The 17,657-nt window shown below is 72.8% G+C and carries 12 protein-coding genes; 3 read left to right on the plus strand and 9 right to left on the minus strand.

The features are described 5' to 3' along the window. Nucleotides 1-30: 30 nt before the first annotated feature. Nucleotides 31-2,760 carry a lysylphosphatidylglycerol synthase domain-containing protein gene (locus EDD93_RS03070; RefSeq protein WP_123523697.1) on the plus strand — a complete coding sequence of 910 codons (2,730 nt, stop codon included), beginning with the start codon at nucleotides 31-33 and terminating at the stop codon, nucleotides 2,758-2,760. Here the strand turns inward: EDD93_RS03070 and EDD93_RS03075 are convergent. Beyond that, nucleotides 2,757-3,710, minus strand: a complete 954-nt coding sequence (locus EDD93_RS03075) for an IS481 family transposase (RefSeq protein WP_123523698.1) — start codon at nucleotides 3,708-3,710, stop codon at nucleotides 2,757-2,759. The genes EDD93_RS03070 and EDD93_RS03075 overlap by 4 nt on opposite strands. A 246-nt stretch (nucleotides 3,711-3,956) precedes the next feature. Between EDD93_RS03075 and EDD93_RS03080 the strand changes: the two genes are divergently transcribed. Together EDD93_RS03080 and EDD93_RS03085 are read left to right on the plus strand one after the other, a co-directional pair. Next, nucleotides 3,957-5,561, plus strand: a complete 1,605-nt coding sequence (locus EDD93_RS03080) for an alpha/beta fold hydrolase (protein ID WP_123523699.1) — start codon at nucleotides 3,957-3,959, stop codon at nucleotides 5,559-5,561. A gap of 80 nt (nucleotides 5,562-5,641) precedes the next feature. Then, the gene (locus EDD93_RS03085) at nucleotides 5,642-7,213 is read left to right on the plus strand and encodes an alpha/beta hydrolase (RefSeq protein ID WP_123523700.1); all 1,572 of its coding nucleotides are present in this window, start codon (nucleotides 5,642-5,644) and stop codon (nucleotides 7,211-7,213) included. 65 nt (nucleotides 7,214-7,278) lie between these two features. On the opposite strand, the gene moeZ is transcribed toward EDD93_RS03085, so the two are convergent. The 8 genes from moeZ to EDD93_RS03125 all read right to left on the minus strand — a co-directional run bounded on the left by moeZ (nucleotide 7,279) and on the right by EDD93_RS03125 (nucleotide 17,655). Further along, nucleotides 7,279-8,457, minus strand: coding sequence for an adenylyltransferase/sulfurtransferase MoeZ (gene moeZ / locus EDD93_RS03090; protein WP_123523701.1), 1,179 nt, complete (start codon nucleotides 8,455-8,457; stop codon nucleotides 7,279-7,281). A gap of 85 nt (nucleotides 8,458-8,542) precedes the next feature. Then, nucleotides 8,543-9,385 carry a spherulation-specific family 4 protein gene (locus EDD93_RS03095; RefSeq protein WP_123523702.1) on the minus strand — a complete coding sequence of 281 codons (843 nt, stop codon included), beginning with the start codon at nucleotides 9,383-9,385 and terminating at the stop codon, nucleotides 8,543-8,545. Continuing rightward, a complete protein-coding gene (locus EDD93_RS03100; RefSeq protein ID WP_024493628.1) occupies nucleotides 9,373-10,338 on the minus strand; it encodes an NAD(P)-dependent oxidoreductase in 966 nt (321 codons plus the stop codon). The genes EDD93_RS03095 and EDD93_RS03100 overlap by 13 nt, the downstream gene beginning before the upstream one ends. A 147-nt stretch (nucleotides 10,339-10,485) precedes the next feature. After that, complete coding sequence (locus tag EDD93_RS03105) at nucleotides 10,486-11,544, minus strand: hypothetical protein (RefSeq protein WP_123527558.1); 1,059 nt, start codon at nucleotides 11,542-11,544, stop codon at nucleotides 10,486-10,488. A gap of 553 nt (nucleotides 11,545-12,097) precedes the next feature. Then, on the minus strand, nucleotides 12,098-13,909 hold the full coding sequence (locus tag EDD93_RS03110) for a glycosyltransferase (protein WP_123527559.1): 1,812 nt from the start codon (nucleotides 13,907-13,909) through the stop codon (nucleotides 12,098-12,100). Between the two features lie 190 nt (nucleotides 13,910-14,099). After that, nucleotides 14,100-15,689 carry an ABC transporter ATP-binding protein gene (locus EDD93_RS03115; protein ID WP_123523703.1) on the minus strand — a complete coding sequence of 530 codons (1,590 nt, stop codon included), beginning with the start codon at nucleotides 15,687-15,689 and terminating at the stop codon, nucleotides 14,100-14,102. Next, nucleotides 15,686-16,675 carry an ABC transporter permease gene (locus EDD93_RS03120; protein WP_123523704.1) on the minus strand — a complete coding sequence of 330 codons (990 nt, stop codon included), beginning with the start codon at nucleotides 16,673-16,675 and terminating at the stop codon, nucleotides 15,686-15,688. Before EDD93_RS03120 ends, EDD93_RS03115 begins: the two co-directional genes overlap by 4 nt. Then, entirely contained in the window at nucleotides 16,672-17,655 is a 984-nt protein-coding gene (locus EDD93_RS03125; protein ID WP_123523705.1) for an ABC transporter permease, read from the minus strand. Before EDD93_RS03125 ends, EDD93_RS03120 begins: the two co-directional genes overlap by 4 nt. Nucleotides 17,656-17,657: the final 2 nt, after the last annotated feature.

Genomic DNA, 17,657 nt, shown 5'->3' on the forward strand with positions numbered 1-17,657 from the left:
GACCAATCAGAGGCGACGAAGGAGCAGGGCGTGCAGCCACCGAAGGCGGCCGACGCCTCTGATGCCGAGCCGCGCCCGGAGGAGGGCCGGCCGGATTCGGACACCGGTCCGGAGAACCCTTCCGGGAACCCGGCCGGCTCCACGCTCTCGACCTCCGAAGAGGATCTGTCCGAACGCGTCTCGGGGGACGAGCCCCTGCTCCCCGCCCGGGTGCACCGTCCCTCCGATCTGCTGCGGCTCCTCATCGGTGTCCTGGCGATCGTCGTGCTGTTCTCCGTCGCCGCGTTCGCCCACGGCACGACCACCGGGCTCGAGGAGGACATCAACAAGGGCACCGGCCAGGCGCCCGACGTGCTCATCAAGATCGCCGGCCTGGTCTCCAGCATCGCCGTGCTGCTCGTCCCGGTGGCCTTCGCCATCGAACGGCTGATCAAACGCGACGGGCTGCGGATCGCGGACGGTGTGCTGGCCGCCGTGCTGGCGCACGGCGTGACGCTCGCGGCCGATCTGTGGGTCGCCAAGAACGCCTCCGGATCCATTCAGGACGCCCTGACCCAGCCGGCGCCCGGTGACGCGCTCACCGATCCCGTACACGGCTACCTCGCCCCGGTCATCGCCTACATGACGGCGGTCGGGATGGCGAGACGGCCGCGCTGGCGGGTCGTGCTGTGGGTGGTGCTGCTGCTCGACGCCTTCGCCATGCTGGTCGGCGGCTACACGACGCCCCTCTCGATCATCCTCACGGTGCTGATCGGCTGGACGGTGGCGTACGGCACGCTCTACGCGGTCGGCTCGCCGAACGTCCGGCCGACCGGGCAGCATCTGATGGCCGGTCTGCGCCATGTCGGCTTCCGCCCCGTCACCGCGATGCGGGCCGACGACGCCCCCGACTCCGGCGACCAGAACGACCGAGGCCGCCGCTACCTGGTCTCCCTGGAGGACGGCGCACCGCTCGACGTGACCGTCGTCGACCGGGAACAGCAGGCCCAGGGCTTCTTCTACCGGGTGTGGCGCAGGCTCACCCTGCGCGGGATCACCCAGCGGCGTTCCATCCAGTCGCTGCGCCAGGCGCTGGAGCAGGAGGCGTTGCTCGCGTACGCGGCGATCGCCGCCGGGGCCAACGCGCCCAAGCTGATCGCCACCTCGGAGCTGGGCCCCGACGCCGTGATGCTGGTGTACGAGCACATCGGCGGGCGTTCGCTGGACGCCCTGGAGGACTCCGACATCACCGACGACCTGGTGCGCGACGCCTGGCGTCAGGTGCAGGCACTCCAATCCCGGCGGATCGCGCACCGCAGGCTCACCGGTGACGCGCTGCTGGTGGATCGTTCCGGCAAGGTGTTCGTCACCGATCTCCGGGGCGGCGAGATCGCGGCAGGCGATCTGGTGCTGCGGATGGACGTCGCCCAGCTGCTCACCACGACCGGTCTGCGGGTGGGCGCCGAGCGGGCGGTGGCCGCCGCTCTCGCGGTGGTCGGCCCGGACACCGTCGCGGACTGCCTGCCGCTGCTCCAGCCGATCGCGCTCAGCCGCTCCACCCGGGCGCATCTGCGCAGACTCGCCCGGGAACGGTCGCAGCGCGAACGCGAGGCGGTGCTGGAGGCGTCGGACGCGGCGAAGCGGGCCCGTACCCATGGCGCGGAGAGCGCCGCGGACGCGGACCGCAAGATCGCCCGCAAGTCGCTGCGCAACGAGAAGCAGGCCGAGAAGCGGGCCATGGACGACGCGCTGGACGAGGCGCGCGAGGAGGATCTGCTCACCCTGATCCGCCGGGAGGTGCTGCTGATCCGGCCGCAGGCCCCGGTCGAGCCGGTCCGCCTGGAGCGCATCAAGCCGCGCACCCTGCTCAGCTTCATCGCGGGCGCCATCGCCGCGTACTTCCTGATCTCCCAGGTCACCGAGGCCGACTTCGGCGCGGTGGTCGAACAGGCGGAGTGGGGCTGGGTGGCGGCCGCGCTCGGCTTCTCGGCCCTCAGCTACATCGCGGCGGCGATGAGCCTGCTGGGCTTCGTGCCGGAGCGGGTGCCGTTCGGCAAGACGGTACTGGCGCAGATCGCCGGTTCGTTCGTGAAGATCGTGGCGCCCGCCGCGGTCGGCGGTGTCGCCCTCAACACGCGGTTCCTGCAGCGCTCCGGCGTACGCCCCGGGCTGGCGGTCGCCAGTGTCGGCGCCTCGCAGTTGTTCGGCCTCGGCTGTCACATCCTGCTGCTCGGCGCCTTCGGCTATCTGACCGGCACCGAGAAGACCCCGTCCTCGCTCACCCCGTCCAGGACGGTGATCGCGGGGCTGCTGACGGTCGCCGTGCTGGTCCTGGTCGTGACGGCGATCCCGTTCCTGCGGAAGTTCGTGGTGACCCGGGTGCGGTCACTGTTCGCCGGAGTCGTACCGCGCATGCTCGACGTCGTACAGCGCCCGCAGAAGCTGCTCACCGGCATCGGCGGGATGCTGCTGCTCACCGGCCTGTTCGTGATGTGTCTGGATGCGTCGGTCCGGGCGTTCAGCGGTCCGGACACCCCCCACCTCAGCTACGCGAGCATCGCGGTGGTCTTCCTCGCCGGCAACGCGCTGGGCTCGGCGGCACCGACCCCGGGCGGCATGGGCGCGGTCGAGGGTGCGCTGACGCTGGGTCTGATCGCGGTCGGCCTGCCGAAGGAGGTCGCGGCCCCGGCGGTGCTGCTGTTCCGGCTGATGACCCTGTGGCTGCCGGTGCTTCCCGGCTGGATCTGCTTCAACCACCTCACCCGCAAGGGTGAGCTCTAGGTGTTCTGTCCTGTGAGGTTGGGGACGCGGCTGGCGGGTGGTTGGCCCTTGAGCGCGGTGTGTCCGCGGTGGTGATTGTAGGTGTGGAGCCAGGCGGGGTAGGCGGCGCGTCGTTCGGCCTCGCTGCGGTAGGGCTTGGCGTAGGCCCATTCGTCCAGGAGGGTGCGGTTGAAGCGCTCGACCTTCCCGTTGGTCTGCGGCCGGTAGGGGCGGGTGCGCTTGTGTGAAATGCCCTCCTCCGCAAGGGTGTTGCGCCAGAGGTGGGATTTGTAGCAGGCGCCGTTGTCGGTGAGGACACGTTCGACGGTGATCCCGGCCCGGGTGAAGAACGCGTGGGCCCGCGTCCAGAAGCCGACGGCGGTTTCCTTCTTCTCGTCGGGGTGGATCTCGCTGTAGGCGAGGCGGGAGTGGTCGTCGACGGCGTTGTGGAGGTAGCTGTAGCCGGCGCCGGAGCGGGTCTTGCGGCCGGATGGGCGTCCGAGGGCCTTGTGGCCGCCGCCGTCGGGGATGTTGCCGAGCTTCTTGATATCGACGTGTACCAGCTCGCCGGGCCGGTCACGCTCGTAGCGTCGGATCACCCGGCCGGTGGCCCGGTCCAGGTGGGTGAGCCGGGCGAGGCGGTAGCGGGTCAGGACGCGGTGGACGGTGGCGGGGTTCAGGCCGAGGAGGTAGGCGATGCGGGCCGGCCCCCAGCGGCGCAGGACGCGGACCTTGATGATCCGGCGTTCGGTGCGGGTCGGGGTCCGGGAGGGGCTGTGGTGGGGCCGGGACGAGCGGTCGCTCATGCCCGACTCGCCCAGATCGCGGTAGCGGTCGGCCCATCGCTGGGCGGTGGTCGGGGAGACCTGGAAGCGTTCGGCGGCCCGGCGCAGAGGCCAGCCGTCCTCGACGACGCAGCGGGCCAGACGCAGACGTCCGGTCTCGGTCAGGGGTGCATTACGGTGGGGCACGAGGGCCTTTCTGGTCGGTGTAGACGTCGCAATCCACACCGAACCCGGAAGGCCCTCACTCGTTCAAGATCACCCCACCGTGAAACCTGTCACCAACCTCCGTGGACAGAACATCTAGGGCCTGTCTTCACACTGCCGTCTGCCGCGCGGACACCGACGCGGGACGGGGCGCCGGTCCGGGCAGCGGGCCACCCGCTTGGACCGGCGCCCCGTGCGGCCTCCCCGCCCCCGCCGCACGATGGAGCGATGAGGACCTCCCCTGCCCTGCGCGCCGCGGCCCTCGCCGCCACCGTGACCGTGCTGCTCCCGCTCACCGGCTGTTCGGACGGCGGTGACAACGAGGCCCCGGACCGGTCGCAGGACTCGCCGCACCCGGCGAACGCCGCCGCGAGTCCGGGCCCGTCCGCCCTCGCCACCCAGCAGCTGACGTGGAAGCGCTGCCCGGCCCCGTCCCAGGCGGAGGGCGGCGGCGCCGCGCCCTCGCCGCTGCCCGGCGGGGCCGTCTGGGAGTGCTCCGTCATGAAGGTCCCGCTCGACCACGCCAAACCTGCGGGCGACACCATCGGCCTGGCGCTCGTCCGCGCGAAGGCCATGAACCAGAAGAACCGCATCGGCTCCCTCGTCTTCAACTTCGGCGGCCCCGGCGCCTCCGGCGTCGCCACCCTGCCCGCCTTCGGTACCGAGTACGACAAGCTGCGCACCCGCTACGACCTGGTGAGCTTCGACCCGCGCGGGGTCGGCCGCAGCGACGGGGTGAGGTGCGAGAACGACAAACAGCTGGACGCGCGCTACCAGGAGGACGGAACACCGGACACCGCGGCCGAGGAGACGGCGTTCACCGACGACACGAAGGCGTACGCCGCCGCCTGCGAGAAGAACTCCGGCAGGGAGCTCCCCTACGTCGGGACGACGAACGCCGCCCGCGACATGGACCTGATGCGCCAGGTCCTGGGCGACCACCAGCTGCACTACTTCGGCATCTCGTACGGCACCGAACTGGGCGGTGTCTACGCCCACTTGTTCCCCAAGAACGTGGGCAGGTCGGTGCTGGACGCGGTGGTGGACCCGACCGAGAACGCCGAGCAGTCCTCGCTGGGCCAGGCCAAGGGGTTCCAGCTCGCGCTGGACAACTTCGCCAAGGACTGCGCGGAGCGGGGCGACGCCTGCAAGCTGCCCGGTTCCGACGCCGACGGGGTCGAGCAGGGGATCTCCGGCCTCCTGGACCGGCTGGAGAAGCGTCCCGTTTCCGGTCTCGGCGCACGCAAGCTGACGCAGACACAGGCCACCACCGGCATCGCGGCCGCCCTGTACTCCAAGGAGACCTGGCCGCTGCTGGAGCAGGGCATCGACGAGGCCGACGGCGGCAGCGGCGGGCTGCTGCTGGCGCTGGCCGACTCCCTCAACGGCCGTTCCGACAACGGCCACTACGACAACTCGGCGGCGGCCAACACGGCCATCAACTGCGCCGACTCCAAGGAGCGGTTCACCCTGGAGGAGACCAAGGCGAAGCTCCCCGGGTTCCGTGAGGCCTCACCGGTCTTCGGTGACTACCTGGGCTGGGGCCTGATGGCGTGCACCGAATGGCCGGTGGCCGGCGCCTGGGAGCACCCCGACGTCAGCGCCCCCGGCTCGGCCCCCCAGCTCGTCATCGGCAACACCGGCGACCCGGCGACCCCGTACAAGGGCGCGAAGGCCATGGCCGATGAGCTGGGCAAGGGCGTCGGCGTGGAGCTGACGTACAAGGGCGAGGGGCACGGCGCGTACAACAGCGGCAACGCCTGTGTGCAGAAGGCGGTCGGCGGCTATCTGCTGGACGGCAAGGTACCGGCGGCGGGCACGGTCTGCGGGTAGGGCCCCGCGGCACCGTCCTACGATGAGCGGGCCGCCGGCCGGTCGGGCGGCGACAGGGGACACAGGGGAGGGACGCACACGTGGTCTCATACGCACGGGCCGGCGCGCTGGCCGCCACCGCGCTGCTGCTGACGGGGGCGCTCGCGGGCTGCGACGACGGTACGGACGACAAGCCCGGCAGGGCGACGGGCGGCGGTAGGGCCGGTTCACCGTCCGCCCCGGCCTCATCCGCGGCGGACGGGAAACCGGCGCTGCCCGGCTCGCTCACCTCGCAGCACCTCGACTGGAAGCGCTGCGGGGCGCCCGAGGGCGGGTCCGCTCCCGGTTCCAACTGGCGCTGCGCGAGCGTCCGCGTCCCGCTGGACTACGCGAAGCCGCAGGGCGACACGATCGGGATCGCGCTGATCCGCAAGCAGGCCCGCGACAAGGGCCGGCGCCTCGGTTCGATGCTGTTCAACTTCGGCGGCCCCGGCGGCTCGGGCGTCTCCATCCTGCCGCGCGCCGCCGGTTCGTACGAGAAGCTCAACACCCGTTACGACCTGGTGGGCTTCGATCCGCGCGGGGTGGCCGGGAGCGCCGGGGTGCGCTGCCGCTCCGACCAGGAGCAGGAGGACGCCGCCCGGAAGGTGGACATGACTCCGGACACGGCGGCTGAGGAGGCGGCGTTCATGAAGGACGGCGCGGACTTCGGCGCGGGCTGCGAGCGCCGCTCGGGCAAGGTCCTGCCGTTCGTCGGCACGACGAACGCCGCCCGGGACATGGACCTGATCCGCGAGGTGCTCGGTGACCGGAAGCTGACGTACTTCGGCATGTCGTACGGGACCGAACTGGGCGGCACCTACGCGCACCTGTTCCCGGCGAACGTCGGGCGCACCGTCCTGGACGCGGTCGTCGACCCCACGGCGGACGCCGTCGGGCACGCCCGCAACCAGACGACCGGCTTCCAGCGGGCGCTGGACAACTACCTGAAGGACCGGGGCCAGGACCCCGGAGCGGGCACCCGGCGCATCGCCCGGCTGCTGGCCGGGATCGACCGGAAGCCGCTGCCGACCGGTACCTCCCGCGAGCTCAACGAGTCACTGGCCATCACGGGCATCGTGATGCCGCTCTACGCCAAGGACAACTGGCCGGTTCTGACCCGGGCGCTGGACGAGGCGGAGAGCGGCCGGGGCAGCATGCTGCTGCAGCTGGCCGACTCGTACAACAACCGGGACGAGAAGGGCCGTTACGGCACCGAGAGCCACTCGCAGCGGGCCATCTCCTGCGCGGACAGCAACGTCCGGCCGACGGTGGCCGACGCCAGGGCGCTGCTGCCCGAGTTCGAGAAGCTGTCGCCGGTCTTCGGCGCGTTCCTGGCCTGGGACACCGCGGGCTGGTGCTCCGACTGGCCGGTGAAGGGCGAGCGCGCGACCCCGGAGGCGAGCGCCCCGGGCGCCGGCCCGGTCCTGGTCGTGGGGACGACCGGCGACCCGGCGACGCCGTACGAGGGGGCGCGGAAGATGGCGGACGAGCTGGGCAAGGGCGTCGGCGTCCTGCTCACCAACAAGGGCGAGGGGCACGGCGCCTACGGCCGGAGCGCCTGCGTGACGTCCACCGTGGACGCGTACTTCCTGGACGGGAAGGTCCCGGCGGACGGCAAGACCTGCTCGTAGCCCCCTCCCCCCGGCACGACGAAGGGGCCGGTCTGCGTGGTGCGGACCGGCCCCTTCGAGTTGTTCTAGTACACCGGCTTCTCGGGCTCGATCTGGTTGACCCAGCCGATCACGCCGCCGCCGACGTGCACCGCGTCGGCGAAGCCCGCCGACTTGAGGACCGCGAGGACCTCGGCGCTGCGGACGCCGGTCTTGCAGTTCAGGACGATGCGCTTGTCCTGCGGGAGGTCCTGGAGGGCGTTGCCCATCAGGAACTCGTTCTTCGGGATCAGCTTGGCGCCGGGGATCGCGACGATCTCGAACTCGTTCGGCTCGCGGACGTCGATCAGCTCGATCTTCTCGTCCGCGTCCATCCACTCCTTGAGCTGCTTGGGAGTGATCGTGGAGCCGAGCGCCGCCTCCTGGGCCTCCTCGGACACGACGCCGCAGAAGGCCTCGTAGTCGATGAGCTCGGTGACGGTCGGGTTCTCGCCGCAGACCGCGCAGTCGGGGTCCTTGCGGACCTTGACCTGGCGGTACTGCATCTCCAGGGCGTCGTAGATCATCAGCCGGCCGACGAGCGGGTCACCGATTCCGGCGAGCAGCTTGATGGCCTCGTTGACCTGGATGGAGCCGATGGACGCGCAGAGCACGCCCAGCACGCCGCCCTCGGCGCAGGAGGGAACCATGCCGGGGGGCGGCGGCTCCGGGTAGAGGCAGCGGTAGCAGGGGCCGTGCTCGGACCAGAAGACGGACGCCTGGCCGTCGAACCGGTAGATGGAGCCCCAGACGTACGGCTTGTTCAGCAGCACCGCGGCGTCGTTGACGAGATAGCGGGTGGCGAAGTTGTCCGTGCCGTCCACGATCAGGTCGTACTGGGCGAAGATCTCCATCACGTTCTCGGCTTCGAGCCGTTCCTCGTGAAGGATCACGTTCACCAGGGGGTTGATCCCCTGCACGCTCTCCTTGGCCGACTGGGCCTTGGACTTGCCGATGTCGGCCTGGCTGTGGATGATCTGCCGCTGCAGGTTCGACTCGTCGACCTCGTCGAACTCCACGATGCCGAGCGTTCCGACACCGGCGGCGGCCAGGTACATCAGGGCCGGCGAGCCGAGTCCGCCGGCGCCCACACAGAGCACCTTCGCGTTCTTCAGCCGCTTCTGCCCGTCCATCCCGACATCCGGGATGATCAGGTGGCGGGAGTACCTGCGGACCTCGTCGACGGTGAGCTCAGCAGCTGGCTCGACCAGGGGTGGCAGCGACACAGGAACCTCAACAATGCAGGTGGTCGGTTTCTACGTACTTCGACTACGTACGGTTGTTCTTGCGGTAACACTGCCACGCCCCCTCTCATTCCGAGATACCAGGTCCGATCCGCGAGACGATTTCATCCCAGTAGCTGGGCAGCGTCGCGAATGGATCGGTTTGTCCGTGCCCGTTCCCGGGATCCGTCTCACCGCTGCGATCCGTGAAGAAGATCGTTCCGGCGCCCTGCCAGCGCGCGATCCGCATCGCCTCCTCCAGGTGGCTGCGCGGAACGCCGTGGACGAAGTGCGCGAACCGGCCGGGCGGATAGGCGGCGGTCCACTCCGCCACCTGCGACCAGCGGTAGTCGGTCCACGGGCCGCGGAAGGTGACGAGCTGGTCGGCGGCCTCCGCGTAGCCGGGGTACGGGTGGGTGTCGTGCCCGAGCACGAGGTGCCCGCCGCCCCGCACGCCGTCGCTGTCCGCCAGGAACGCGGCGAGGGTGCTGGTGAGCCGGCGGACCGCCGGGAGGCCGGGGCGGCCGGCCGGGCACCGGTCGAGGTAGAAGCCGTCGACGCGGTACCAGTCCAGGAAGGACCGGGCGTCGGTGACCAGCTCGTCGAAGGGCCGGTCACCGAAGGCCAGATCGAGCCGGCCGAGCAGCCGCCCGGCCGACGCCCGCACGGAGTCCAGCGCCTCCTCGCCGTGCACGGCCCGTTCGCGGGCGTTGCGGAGCCGGCCCGCGGCCTCCAGGCAGTGCGGGTCGGGACGGGTGCCGGGACCGTTGTCGATGTCGAGGACGGCCCAGTGCAGCGGGGTGCCGGGGCGTGCCAGCTCGGCCCATTCGACGGGCGCGAGCAGCGGGTGCGTGTAGCCGGGGACGCCGAAGCCGAGCTGTTCGGCACCGCTGGTGCGGCGGGCCGTGCCGGTACTGGTCAGATACGGCACGCCGCCTCCATCCAGATGTCCGCGAGGGACTCCTCCAGATTGATCCGGGGGCGCCAGCCGAGCCGGTCCCTGGCGGTGCGCACATCGGCCTGCTGCCAGGCGCCGCAGCCGTCCGGGTAGGGCGAGGGGGTGGCCGAGAGGTGTTCCATGACCGATTCGGCCGAGGTGCGGGGGGCGCCGATGGGCAGCCGGGCGGGGGGCGTGTCCAGCTCGTGGAGCGCGCCGGCGTATCCGGCGACCTTGGCGAGCACGGCGGCGGCGTCACGGAGGCGCACGGCCCGGCCGGTGCCGATGTTGACGACGCCCTGGGCGGCGGAGAGCGAGGCGGCGTGCACGGCGCGCGCGACGTCGCGCACATCGACGAAGTCGCGCTGCACGCCGAGACCGCTGAGCTTGAGCTCGCCGTCACCGGACTGCATGGCGCGGCGCATCGCCTCCGCGAGCCGGCCGAGCGGGGAGCCGGCCGGGGTGCCGGGACCGACCGGCGAGAAGACCCGCAGCACGACCGCGTCGAGGCCGGAGCCGAGGACGAGTTCGGTGGCGGCGAGCTTGCTGACGCCGTACGGGCCGCCGGGGCGGGGGATGGCGTCCTCGGCGGTGGACGAGCCGGGCTGCGAGGGCCCGTACTCGGAGGAGCAGCCGACCTGGACGAGCCGGGCGGTGCAGCCGCTGCGCCGCATCGCCTCGCAGACGGTGGCGACGGCGACGGTGTTGTGGCGGGTCAGGTCGCGCGCCCCGCCCCGGGTGGCGCCGGCGCAGTTGACGACGACTCCGGGGTGGACGGCGTCCAGGAAGCGGGTGAGGGCTCCCGGGCTGCCGCTGGCGAGGTCGAACCGTACGTCGGCGTCGTCGCCTCGGCCGAGCGCCGTGAGGTGTACGGCCGGGTCGGCGAGCAGCCGGTCGGCGACGAACCGGCCGAGGAATCCGTTGGCTCCGAGCAGCAGCACCCTCATCGTGCGCCCCCTGGGTGCCGACGGCGGGCTGCCGGTGCGAGGTATTGGGGGGTCATGTCCGGTGTCTCCTTGAGGCAGTTGAGTACGGTGCGGGGCGGGACCCGCGGCGTCGGCTCCGCGGGGGTCTGTGGTGCGTCGTGGCGCGCGTCAGTCGGCGGTGTGGGCGGATGCCCGGGAGAGCGCGACGGTGGCGGTGGTCAGCAGCCCGAGCGCGGCCGCGCCGCAGGCCACGGCGGGTACGGCTCCGGCGCCCGCCGCCGCGACGAGGGCGTCGACCGGCCGGGCGACGGGGTGGAGGCCGGGCAGCCGTCCGGCCAGGACCAGGGCGGGTGCGGCGGCCTCGACGGCACAGGCGGCGGCGAGTCCGGTGGCGGCGGGTCCGGGGAAGCCGTGGACGGTGAGGAGCCGTGCCAGCAGGAGCAGCACCCCGAGGCCGGCCGCCCCGACGGGGGCGCCGCCGCCGGTTCCGAGACCGGCCAGGTAGAGCAGCCCGGTCACGACGCAGAGGAAGAACGCGACGGCGCCGAACAGCAGGGGGCGCACGCCTGCCGCGAACTCCTCCAGTGCGCGGCTGCCGTTGAGTTTGTGGTGTGCGTGCACGGAGAAGAGGTGCGCGCACCAGGCGGCCGGGGCGACCGCGACGGCGAGCCCGAGCAGCGGGGCCGGGGTGATCGCCCAGGGGCCTTCGGGGCCGCCGCTGAGCACCTGGTGGAGCAGGGCCTCGCCGTACAGGGCGTAGCCGAGCAGCCAGCAGCCGTACAGGTTGGCGGCGCCCGTGGCGCGGCCGTCGGTGGAGAGCGGCCCGTTGCGCAGCGCGAGGGCGAGCCCGATGAACGCGAGGAGGGCGCCGCCGCTGCCGATGGCGAGCCGCGCCTCGCCGCCCAGCACCCCGTCGGTGAGCCGCAGCGATACGAGCGTCGCCAGACAGGCGGCGCCCGGCAGCAGTGCCCGCAGCGACCAGGCGGCGCGCGTCTGGATGTCACCCGCCGCCGTGGAGAGCACGACGACGGGCTCCTGCGCCGTGCCGGGTGCCGCGGGCTCCCCCGCCATGCCCGGTACCCGGGCGAACAGCTCCTCGGCGAGCGAGAACACGTCGCGGTGGCGGTAGCGGGCGGCGGTGCGGTCGGTGACGCCGTGGGCCTCCAGCCCGGCGGCGATCTCCAGCGAGTCGACGGCGCGCTCGCAGAGTTCGCGGTGCCGGTGCATGAGCGACTTCACCGGGTCGGCGGGCCCGCGTCGCCCGGTGCTGAGCTTGCGCGCCTGGGCGGCGTGCGCGATCTCCGGTGCGCGGGCGGAGGGTTGGGCCGCGCGCTCCGGGGCGCCTGCGGCCACTGCGACCGCCGGTGCCTCCGGGACCCCTGAGACCGCCGCCTCTGCCGAGGTCTTGGCGAGTGCCTCGGCGGGGGGCTCGGCAGGGGACTTGGCGAGTGCCTCGGCCCGGGGCTCGGGGGCCTCGGCCGGGGTCTTGGGCGCGGCCGGCGCTGTCGCCGGGGCGGTCCCCGTCCTCCGCTCCGGGCCGGTCCCGGCCGGTGCGTCGGGGACGAGCGCCCGCGAGCGGGGGTCCCAGCCGCTGCCGGTCGTCGGTGTGCCGGGCAACTCGGTCGGGCGGCCCATCGTCGTTCCTCCGTCTTCCTCGCCGTGGGCGCCGGGCGCCCCGGCCCGGCCGGTCAGGTGGGCAGGGTCGGTCAGGTCGGCACGGGCGGTCAGGTCGGCACGGGCCGCCGGGTCGGTACGGCGGCCCGGTCCGGCCGCTTCCTGGTCACGCATCGCCGTCCCCCGCTCCGCGCGCCCCCGCGCACGCCCCGCTCCCGGCCCAGCTGGGTGTGCGCTCGGCCGGAACAGGGGCGAGGCGCTCGTCCGGGCCCGGCCACAGGCCGAGGACATGGGCCTCCGGTGGGGTGGCGAAGGGGCGCGGGCCGCCGTCCCCGTTCACCGTCGCCGTGTCCCTGCGCACCGGCGCGCAAGCGATCAGCTCCAGGTAAATGCCGCGAAATGCCGCGAGGTTCTGTTCGACCGTGAAGAGTTCGAGCGCGCGGGCGCGGGCCGCCGCACCCAGGCGCGCACGGCGCTCGGGGTCGCGCAGGAGGGTCAGACAGGCGTCCGCGAGCGCCCGGGGATTGCGCGGCGGGACCACGAGCCCCGTCCCGCCGATGACCTCGACGACCGCGCCGACATCCGTGGAGACCGTGGCCCGGCCGCAGAACATCGCCTCGACCAGGCTGATCGGGAAGCCCTCGACCACGCTGGAGAGCACCACGATCCCGGCGGCCGCGTACGCCTGGGCGAGGTCGGGGACCTCGGCCCCGCCGATCTCCTCGAAGGAGACCGGGTTGTCGCCCTCGGCGTGCGCGCCGGCAGCCTCGTCCGGGAAGAGCTGGGCGGCGAGCGCCCGGCACTGCGCGAGGTAGCCGGCGCCCTCGGGGCCCTGGGCCGCCGCGCCGATGATCCGCAGCCGGGCGTCGGGCTCGGCCCTGCGCACCTCGGCGAAGGCGTGCAGCAGGGCGACCAGGTCCTTGGCGGGCTCGATCCGGCCGACCCACACCAGGGTGTCCGGACCGCCGTCGCCCTCGGTCTCGCCCAGCGCCTCGAACCGGCCGGACTCCATGCCGGGGTAGACCGTGCGCACCTTGGCGGGGTCCGCGCCGCAGCGTTCCTGCCAGCGGCGGGCATGCGTGTTGCCGGGGGTGATCAGGGCGGCCTGGCGGTACACCTCGGCGGCGAGCCGGCCGTGGAAGTTCGCGAGGAGGGCGCGCACCGGCGCACTGAGCGGGGTTCCGGCCGTCGCGAGGTAGTGCGACCGCAGCCGCACGGAGTGCTCGGTGACCAGCAGCGGCACGCCGAAGAAGCGTTTGGCCAGCAGGCCGGGCAGGGCGGCGGCGCCGCCCGATGTGGCGTGGCAGAGGTCCACGGCGCCGAGGCTCTCCTCGTCGTACCAGTCGAGGGAGAGCGGGCGCAGCACCCGGTCCAGCTCGGCGGCGAAGGCGAGGAGGTCGGGGACGGTGGCGGCCTGGACGGTGCGGCCGGTGCCGGGCGCGCGGCAGGCCGCCTCCAGGATCCGTACCGCGGTCTCGGAGCGCAGCGCCGCGGGAAGTCCGCCGCGTTCGGCGGCCAGTTCGGCCAGCCCGTAGAGGCCGTCGGTGAACCGCGTGTCGTCCGCGGGCCCGGTGAGCGCGGAGCCCTCGACGCGTCCGGTGTCCTCGTCCCGCTCACCCCCACTCGCGCCCGCGGCGCAGACCGCCGTCGCGAGCGCCGTGAAGTGGGTGGTGAAGCGCCGTCGTTCGCGCCGTCCGTAGGAGTGCGCGCCCCCGCCGGTCAGCAGGCGCGAGAGCAGCCCCCTGGGGGCGTGCAGTCTCAGGACGTCCTCGTCGGCGGTCCACAGCGGGGCCGTGCGTACCCGGCTCACCTGGAGCGGGAGCTGGACCCAGCCGCGCGCCTCCTGTTCGGCGTCCCGGCTGAGCGCGAAGAGATCGAACTCGTGTTGCGCGAGTCCGCGCACCAGGCGGTCGCACCAGAGTCTGGACTCACCGGTCGCATACGGATAACCACCGTCGGTGAGGAGTCCGATCCGCACGAGCACACCCCCGATCTCCCTTGTGGGCGGCCACCGTTGGATCGGTGACTCGCAGCGGGACGACCGTAAGCGGATACGCCGGTGGTGCGACGGACGGTTGTCCGTCGCACCACCGAAAGGGGTGAACCGTCGTAACTTTCCCACCCCCGTAGCGTTCCGTCGCGCTATAGAGGCAGTCGACTACGTACGGTCAGACCGCTGCGGGCTCCGCGCGGGCCGCGCGGCGGACCGCCGAGAGCGCCGGATCCAGCGCCGGCACCGCCGCCAGGAGCTGCTTGGTGTACGGGTCACGGGGCTGTCCGTAGACCTGTTCCACCGGGCCCTCCTCGACGATCCGGCCGTGGCGCATGACGGCCACCCGGTCGCTGACCTGGCGTACGACCGCGAGATCGTGCGCGATGAAGACCAGCGCGAGCCCCAGTTCCCGCTGGAGTTCGGCCAGCAGCGCGGTCACCTGGGCCTGGGTCGTCACGTCGAGGGCGGAGACCGCCTCGTCGCAGACGATCAGTCTCGGTTCGGCGGCCAGCGCCCGTGCGATGCCGACGCGTTGGCGCTGCCCGCCGCTGAACTCGTGCGGATAGCGGTCGTACTGGTCCGGGTCGAGCCCGACGCGCTCCAGCAGGTCCCGTACGCGCGCCCTGATCGCGCCCTCGTCGCGCTGCCCGCGCGCCCGCAGCGGGTCGGCGACGGACTCTCCCACGGAGCGGCGCGGGTTGAGCGAGGAGACCGGGTCCTGGAAGACCATCTGGACCCGGTCCACCCGGCTGAGCGTGCCGGAGGTGGGCTCCAGCAGGCCGACGAGCATCCGCCCGAGCGTGGTCTTGCCGCTGCCGCTCTCCCCGACGATGCCGAGCGTCTCGCCCTGGCGGACGGTGAGGGACACCCCGTCGACGGCGGCCAGGGCGGACTTGCCCCGGCCGAACACCTGCCGCAGGCCGTCGGCCTCGACGAGCACCTCGGCTCCGTCCGGCACCGCATGCCGGGCGCCCCCCGCGCCGTCCGGCTCCGGGGCGATGCGCGGCACCGCCGACAGCAGCGCCTTCGTGTAGGGCTCGCGCGGCGCGCGCAGGACCTCGGCCACCGGCCCCCGTTCCACCGCGAGTCCCGACCGCATGACCAGCACCTCGTCCACCGACTCCGCCGCCACGCCCACGTCATGGGTGACCAGCAGCAGGCCCATGCCCGTCTCGCGGCGCAGCCCGTGCAGCAGGTCGAGGATCTGGGCCTGGACGGTGACGTCGAGCGCGGTCGTCGGCTCGTCCGCGATCAGCAGCTCCGGCTCGCAGGCCAGCGCCATGGCGATCAGCGCACGCTGCCGCATCCCGCCGGAGAACTCGTGCGGCCGGGAGCGGGAGCGGCGTACCGCGTCCGCGATGCCGACCCGGTCCAGCACCTCGACGGCCCTGGTCCGGGCCGCCCGCCGGGAGACCCGGTTGTGGACCCGGTACACCTGGGCGATCTGGTCGCCCACCGCGTAGTACGGGTCCAGCGAGGAGAGCGGGTCCTGGAAGACCATCGCGGCCTTCGCCCCGCGCAGCCCGCGCAGTTCCGCGTCCCCGGCGGCCTGGACGTCCACGCCCGCGACGCGCACCGAGCCGCCGACCTTCGCGCCGGTCCCCCGGTGCAGTCCGAGCAGGGCGTACGCCGAGGCGCTCTTGCCGGAGCCGGACTCGCCGACGATGCCGAGCGCGCCGCCCGCCTCCAGCGAGAACGACAGTCCGCGCACCGCCCGCACACCGCCGAAGGAGATCGAGAGATCGGTGACCTCGACGAGACTCATGACAGCACCACCCGTCGGTCGGCCATCGCCTGCAGGATGTCGGCGACGGCATTGGCGAGGACGACGAAGAACCCGGTGACGAGCACCAGACCGACGACGACCGGGAGGTCCACGTTCCGTACGGCCGCGACGAGTTCGCGGCCGACCCCGGGAATCCCGAAGAGGGACTCGGTGAGCACGGCGCCGCCGAACATCGAGCCGATGTCCAGTGCGCCGAGCGCGATCACCGGGGCGAGCGCGCCGCGCAGGGCGTGCCGTCCCACGATCACGCGCTCGCTGACCCCGTACGCCCTGAAGGTGCGCACATGGTCCTCCGCGAGCGTCTCCAGCATCGAGGAGCGGGTCATCCGCGCGTACGGGGCGGCGGAGACGAGCGCGAGGGAGATCCAGGGCAGCAGCAGGTTCCAGGCCCACTGTTCCGGGTCATCGGTGAAGGGGACGTAGTCCGGGAACGGCAGGATCCGCAGGGCCGTGACGCAGATGATGATCAGCAGCAGGCCGATCACGAAGACGGGTGTGGCCATGCCGGCCAGGGTGATCCCGGTGAGGATGCGCTCGGTGGCGCGGCCGCGCCGCCACACCGAGAGCAGTCCGGTGCCGACCCCGAGCACCATCCACAGCACGAACGCGCCGACGGCGAGCGAGGCGGTGGCGGGCAGCTTGGCGACGATCAGCTGGGTGACCTGCTGTCCGCTCTGGTACGAGAGCCCCAGGCAGGGGGCCGGGCAGTGCACCACACCGGTTCCGGTGGAGTAGTCGCGGCCGGCGAACAGGGCCTGGAGGAAGTGCGCGTACTGCACGTACACCGGGTCGTCGAGGCGCAGTTGTTCGGTGACCTGGGCGACCTGGGCGGGCGAGCAGCGCGGGCCGCAGGCGATCTGTGCGGCGTTGCCCGGCGCCACGTAGAACGCGGTGTAGACGACGACGCTGAGGGCGAGCAGGACGAAGAGCGCCCCGCCCAGCCGGCGCAGCAGGAAGTACGTCATGCTCCGGCCTCCTTCCTGGCGCCGGTGCCGATCCGCAGCCGGGAGGCGGCGCGCGGGTCGAGCGCGGTGCGCACGCCCTCGCCGAGGACGGTGAGCGCCAGCACGGTGACGAAGAGCAGTCCGGCCGGGATCAGCAGGTAGGTGGGCGCGGCCTGGTACCAGGTGTCGGCGTCGCTGAGCATCTGGCCCCAGGACGGGGTGGGCGGTTTGATGCCGACGCCGAGGAAGGACAGCGCGGCCTCGACGACGATGTTGGAGGGGAAGAGCAGCACGGCGTACGTGATGACGGGTGCCGCCAGCGCGGGCAGCAGTTCGCGCCGCGCGATCTGCACCGGCCCCCAGCCGCTGAGCCGGGCGGCGGCGACGTGGTCCAGCGATTTCAGGGCGAGGGTCTTCGCGCGCACGATCTTGGAGATGTGGGTCCAGCCGACCAGTCCGACGAGCAGCGCGATCAGTACCGGGCGCGGGAATCCGGCCGGGACGACGGCGAGCGCGCCGAGGGCGGCGACCATGACCGGCAGGGCGACCATCACATCGGTGACCCGGCTGAACACCTGGTCGACGAGGCGGTTGCCGAGTCCGGCCGCGAGGCCGACGACGACGCCGATGGCGACCTGGAGCAGTGTCGCGCCGAGCGCGACGCCGAGCGAGACCCGGGCGCCGTAGACGACGCGGGCGAAGAGGTCGCGTCCGGTGAGCGGTTCGACGCCGAGCCAGTGCTCGGCGCTGATCCCGCCGAAGGAGCCGAGCGGTACCCCGCCGGTGGCGGAGTCGACGAGCCCGGGGTGGTAGGTGGTGGGGTCCTGGCCCTCGATGCCCGCGAGCAGCGGTGCGGCGAGCGCGGTCAGGACCAGCAGGGCGACGAGGACGGCGGCCACCAGGGCGGAGCGCCTGGTGCGCAGCCGCCGCCAGAACGGATGGGCCCCGGAGGCGGGGGCCTCGACGGCCCCCGCCTCCTTGACCAGCAGTGCTTCGGTCATGG

This window comes from Streptomyces sp. 840.1 (genome assembly GCF_003751445.1).
Taxonomy (GTDB): Bacteria; Actinomycetota; Actinomycetes; order Streptomycetales; family Streptomycetaceae; genus Streptomyces.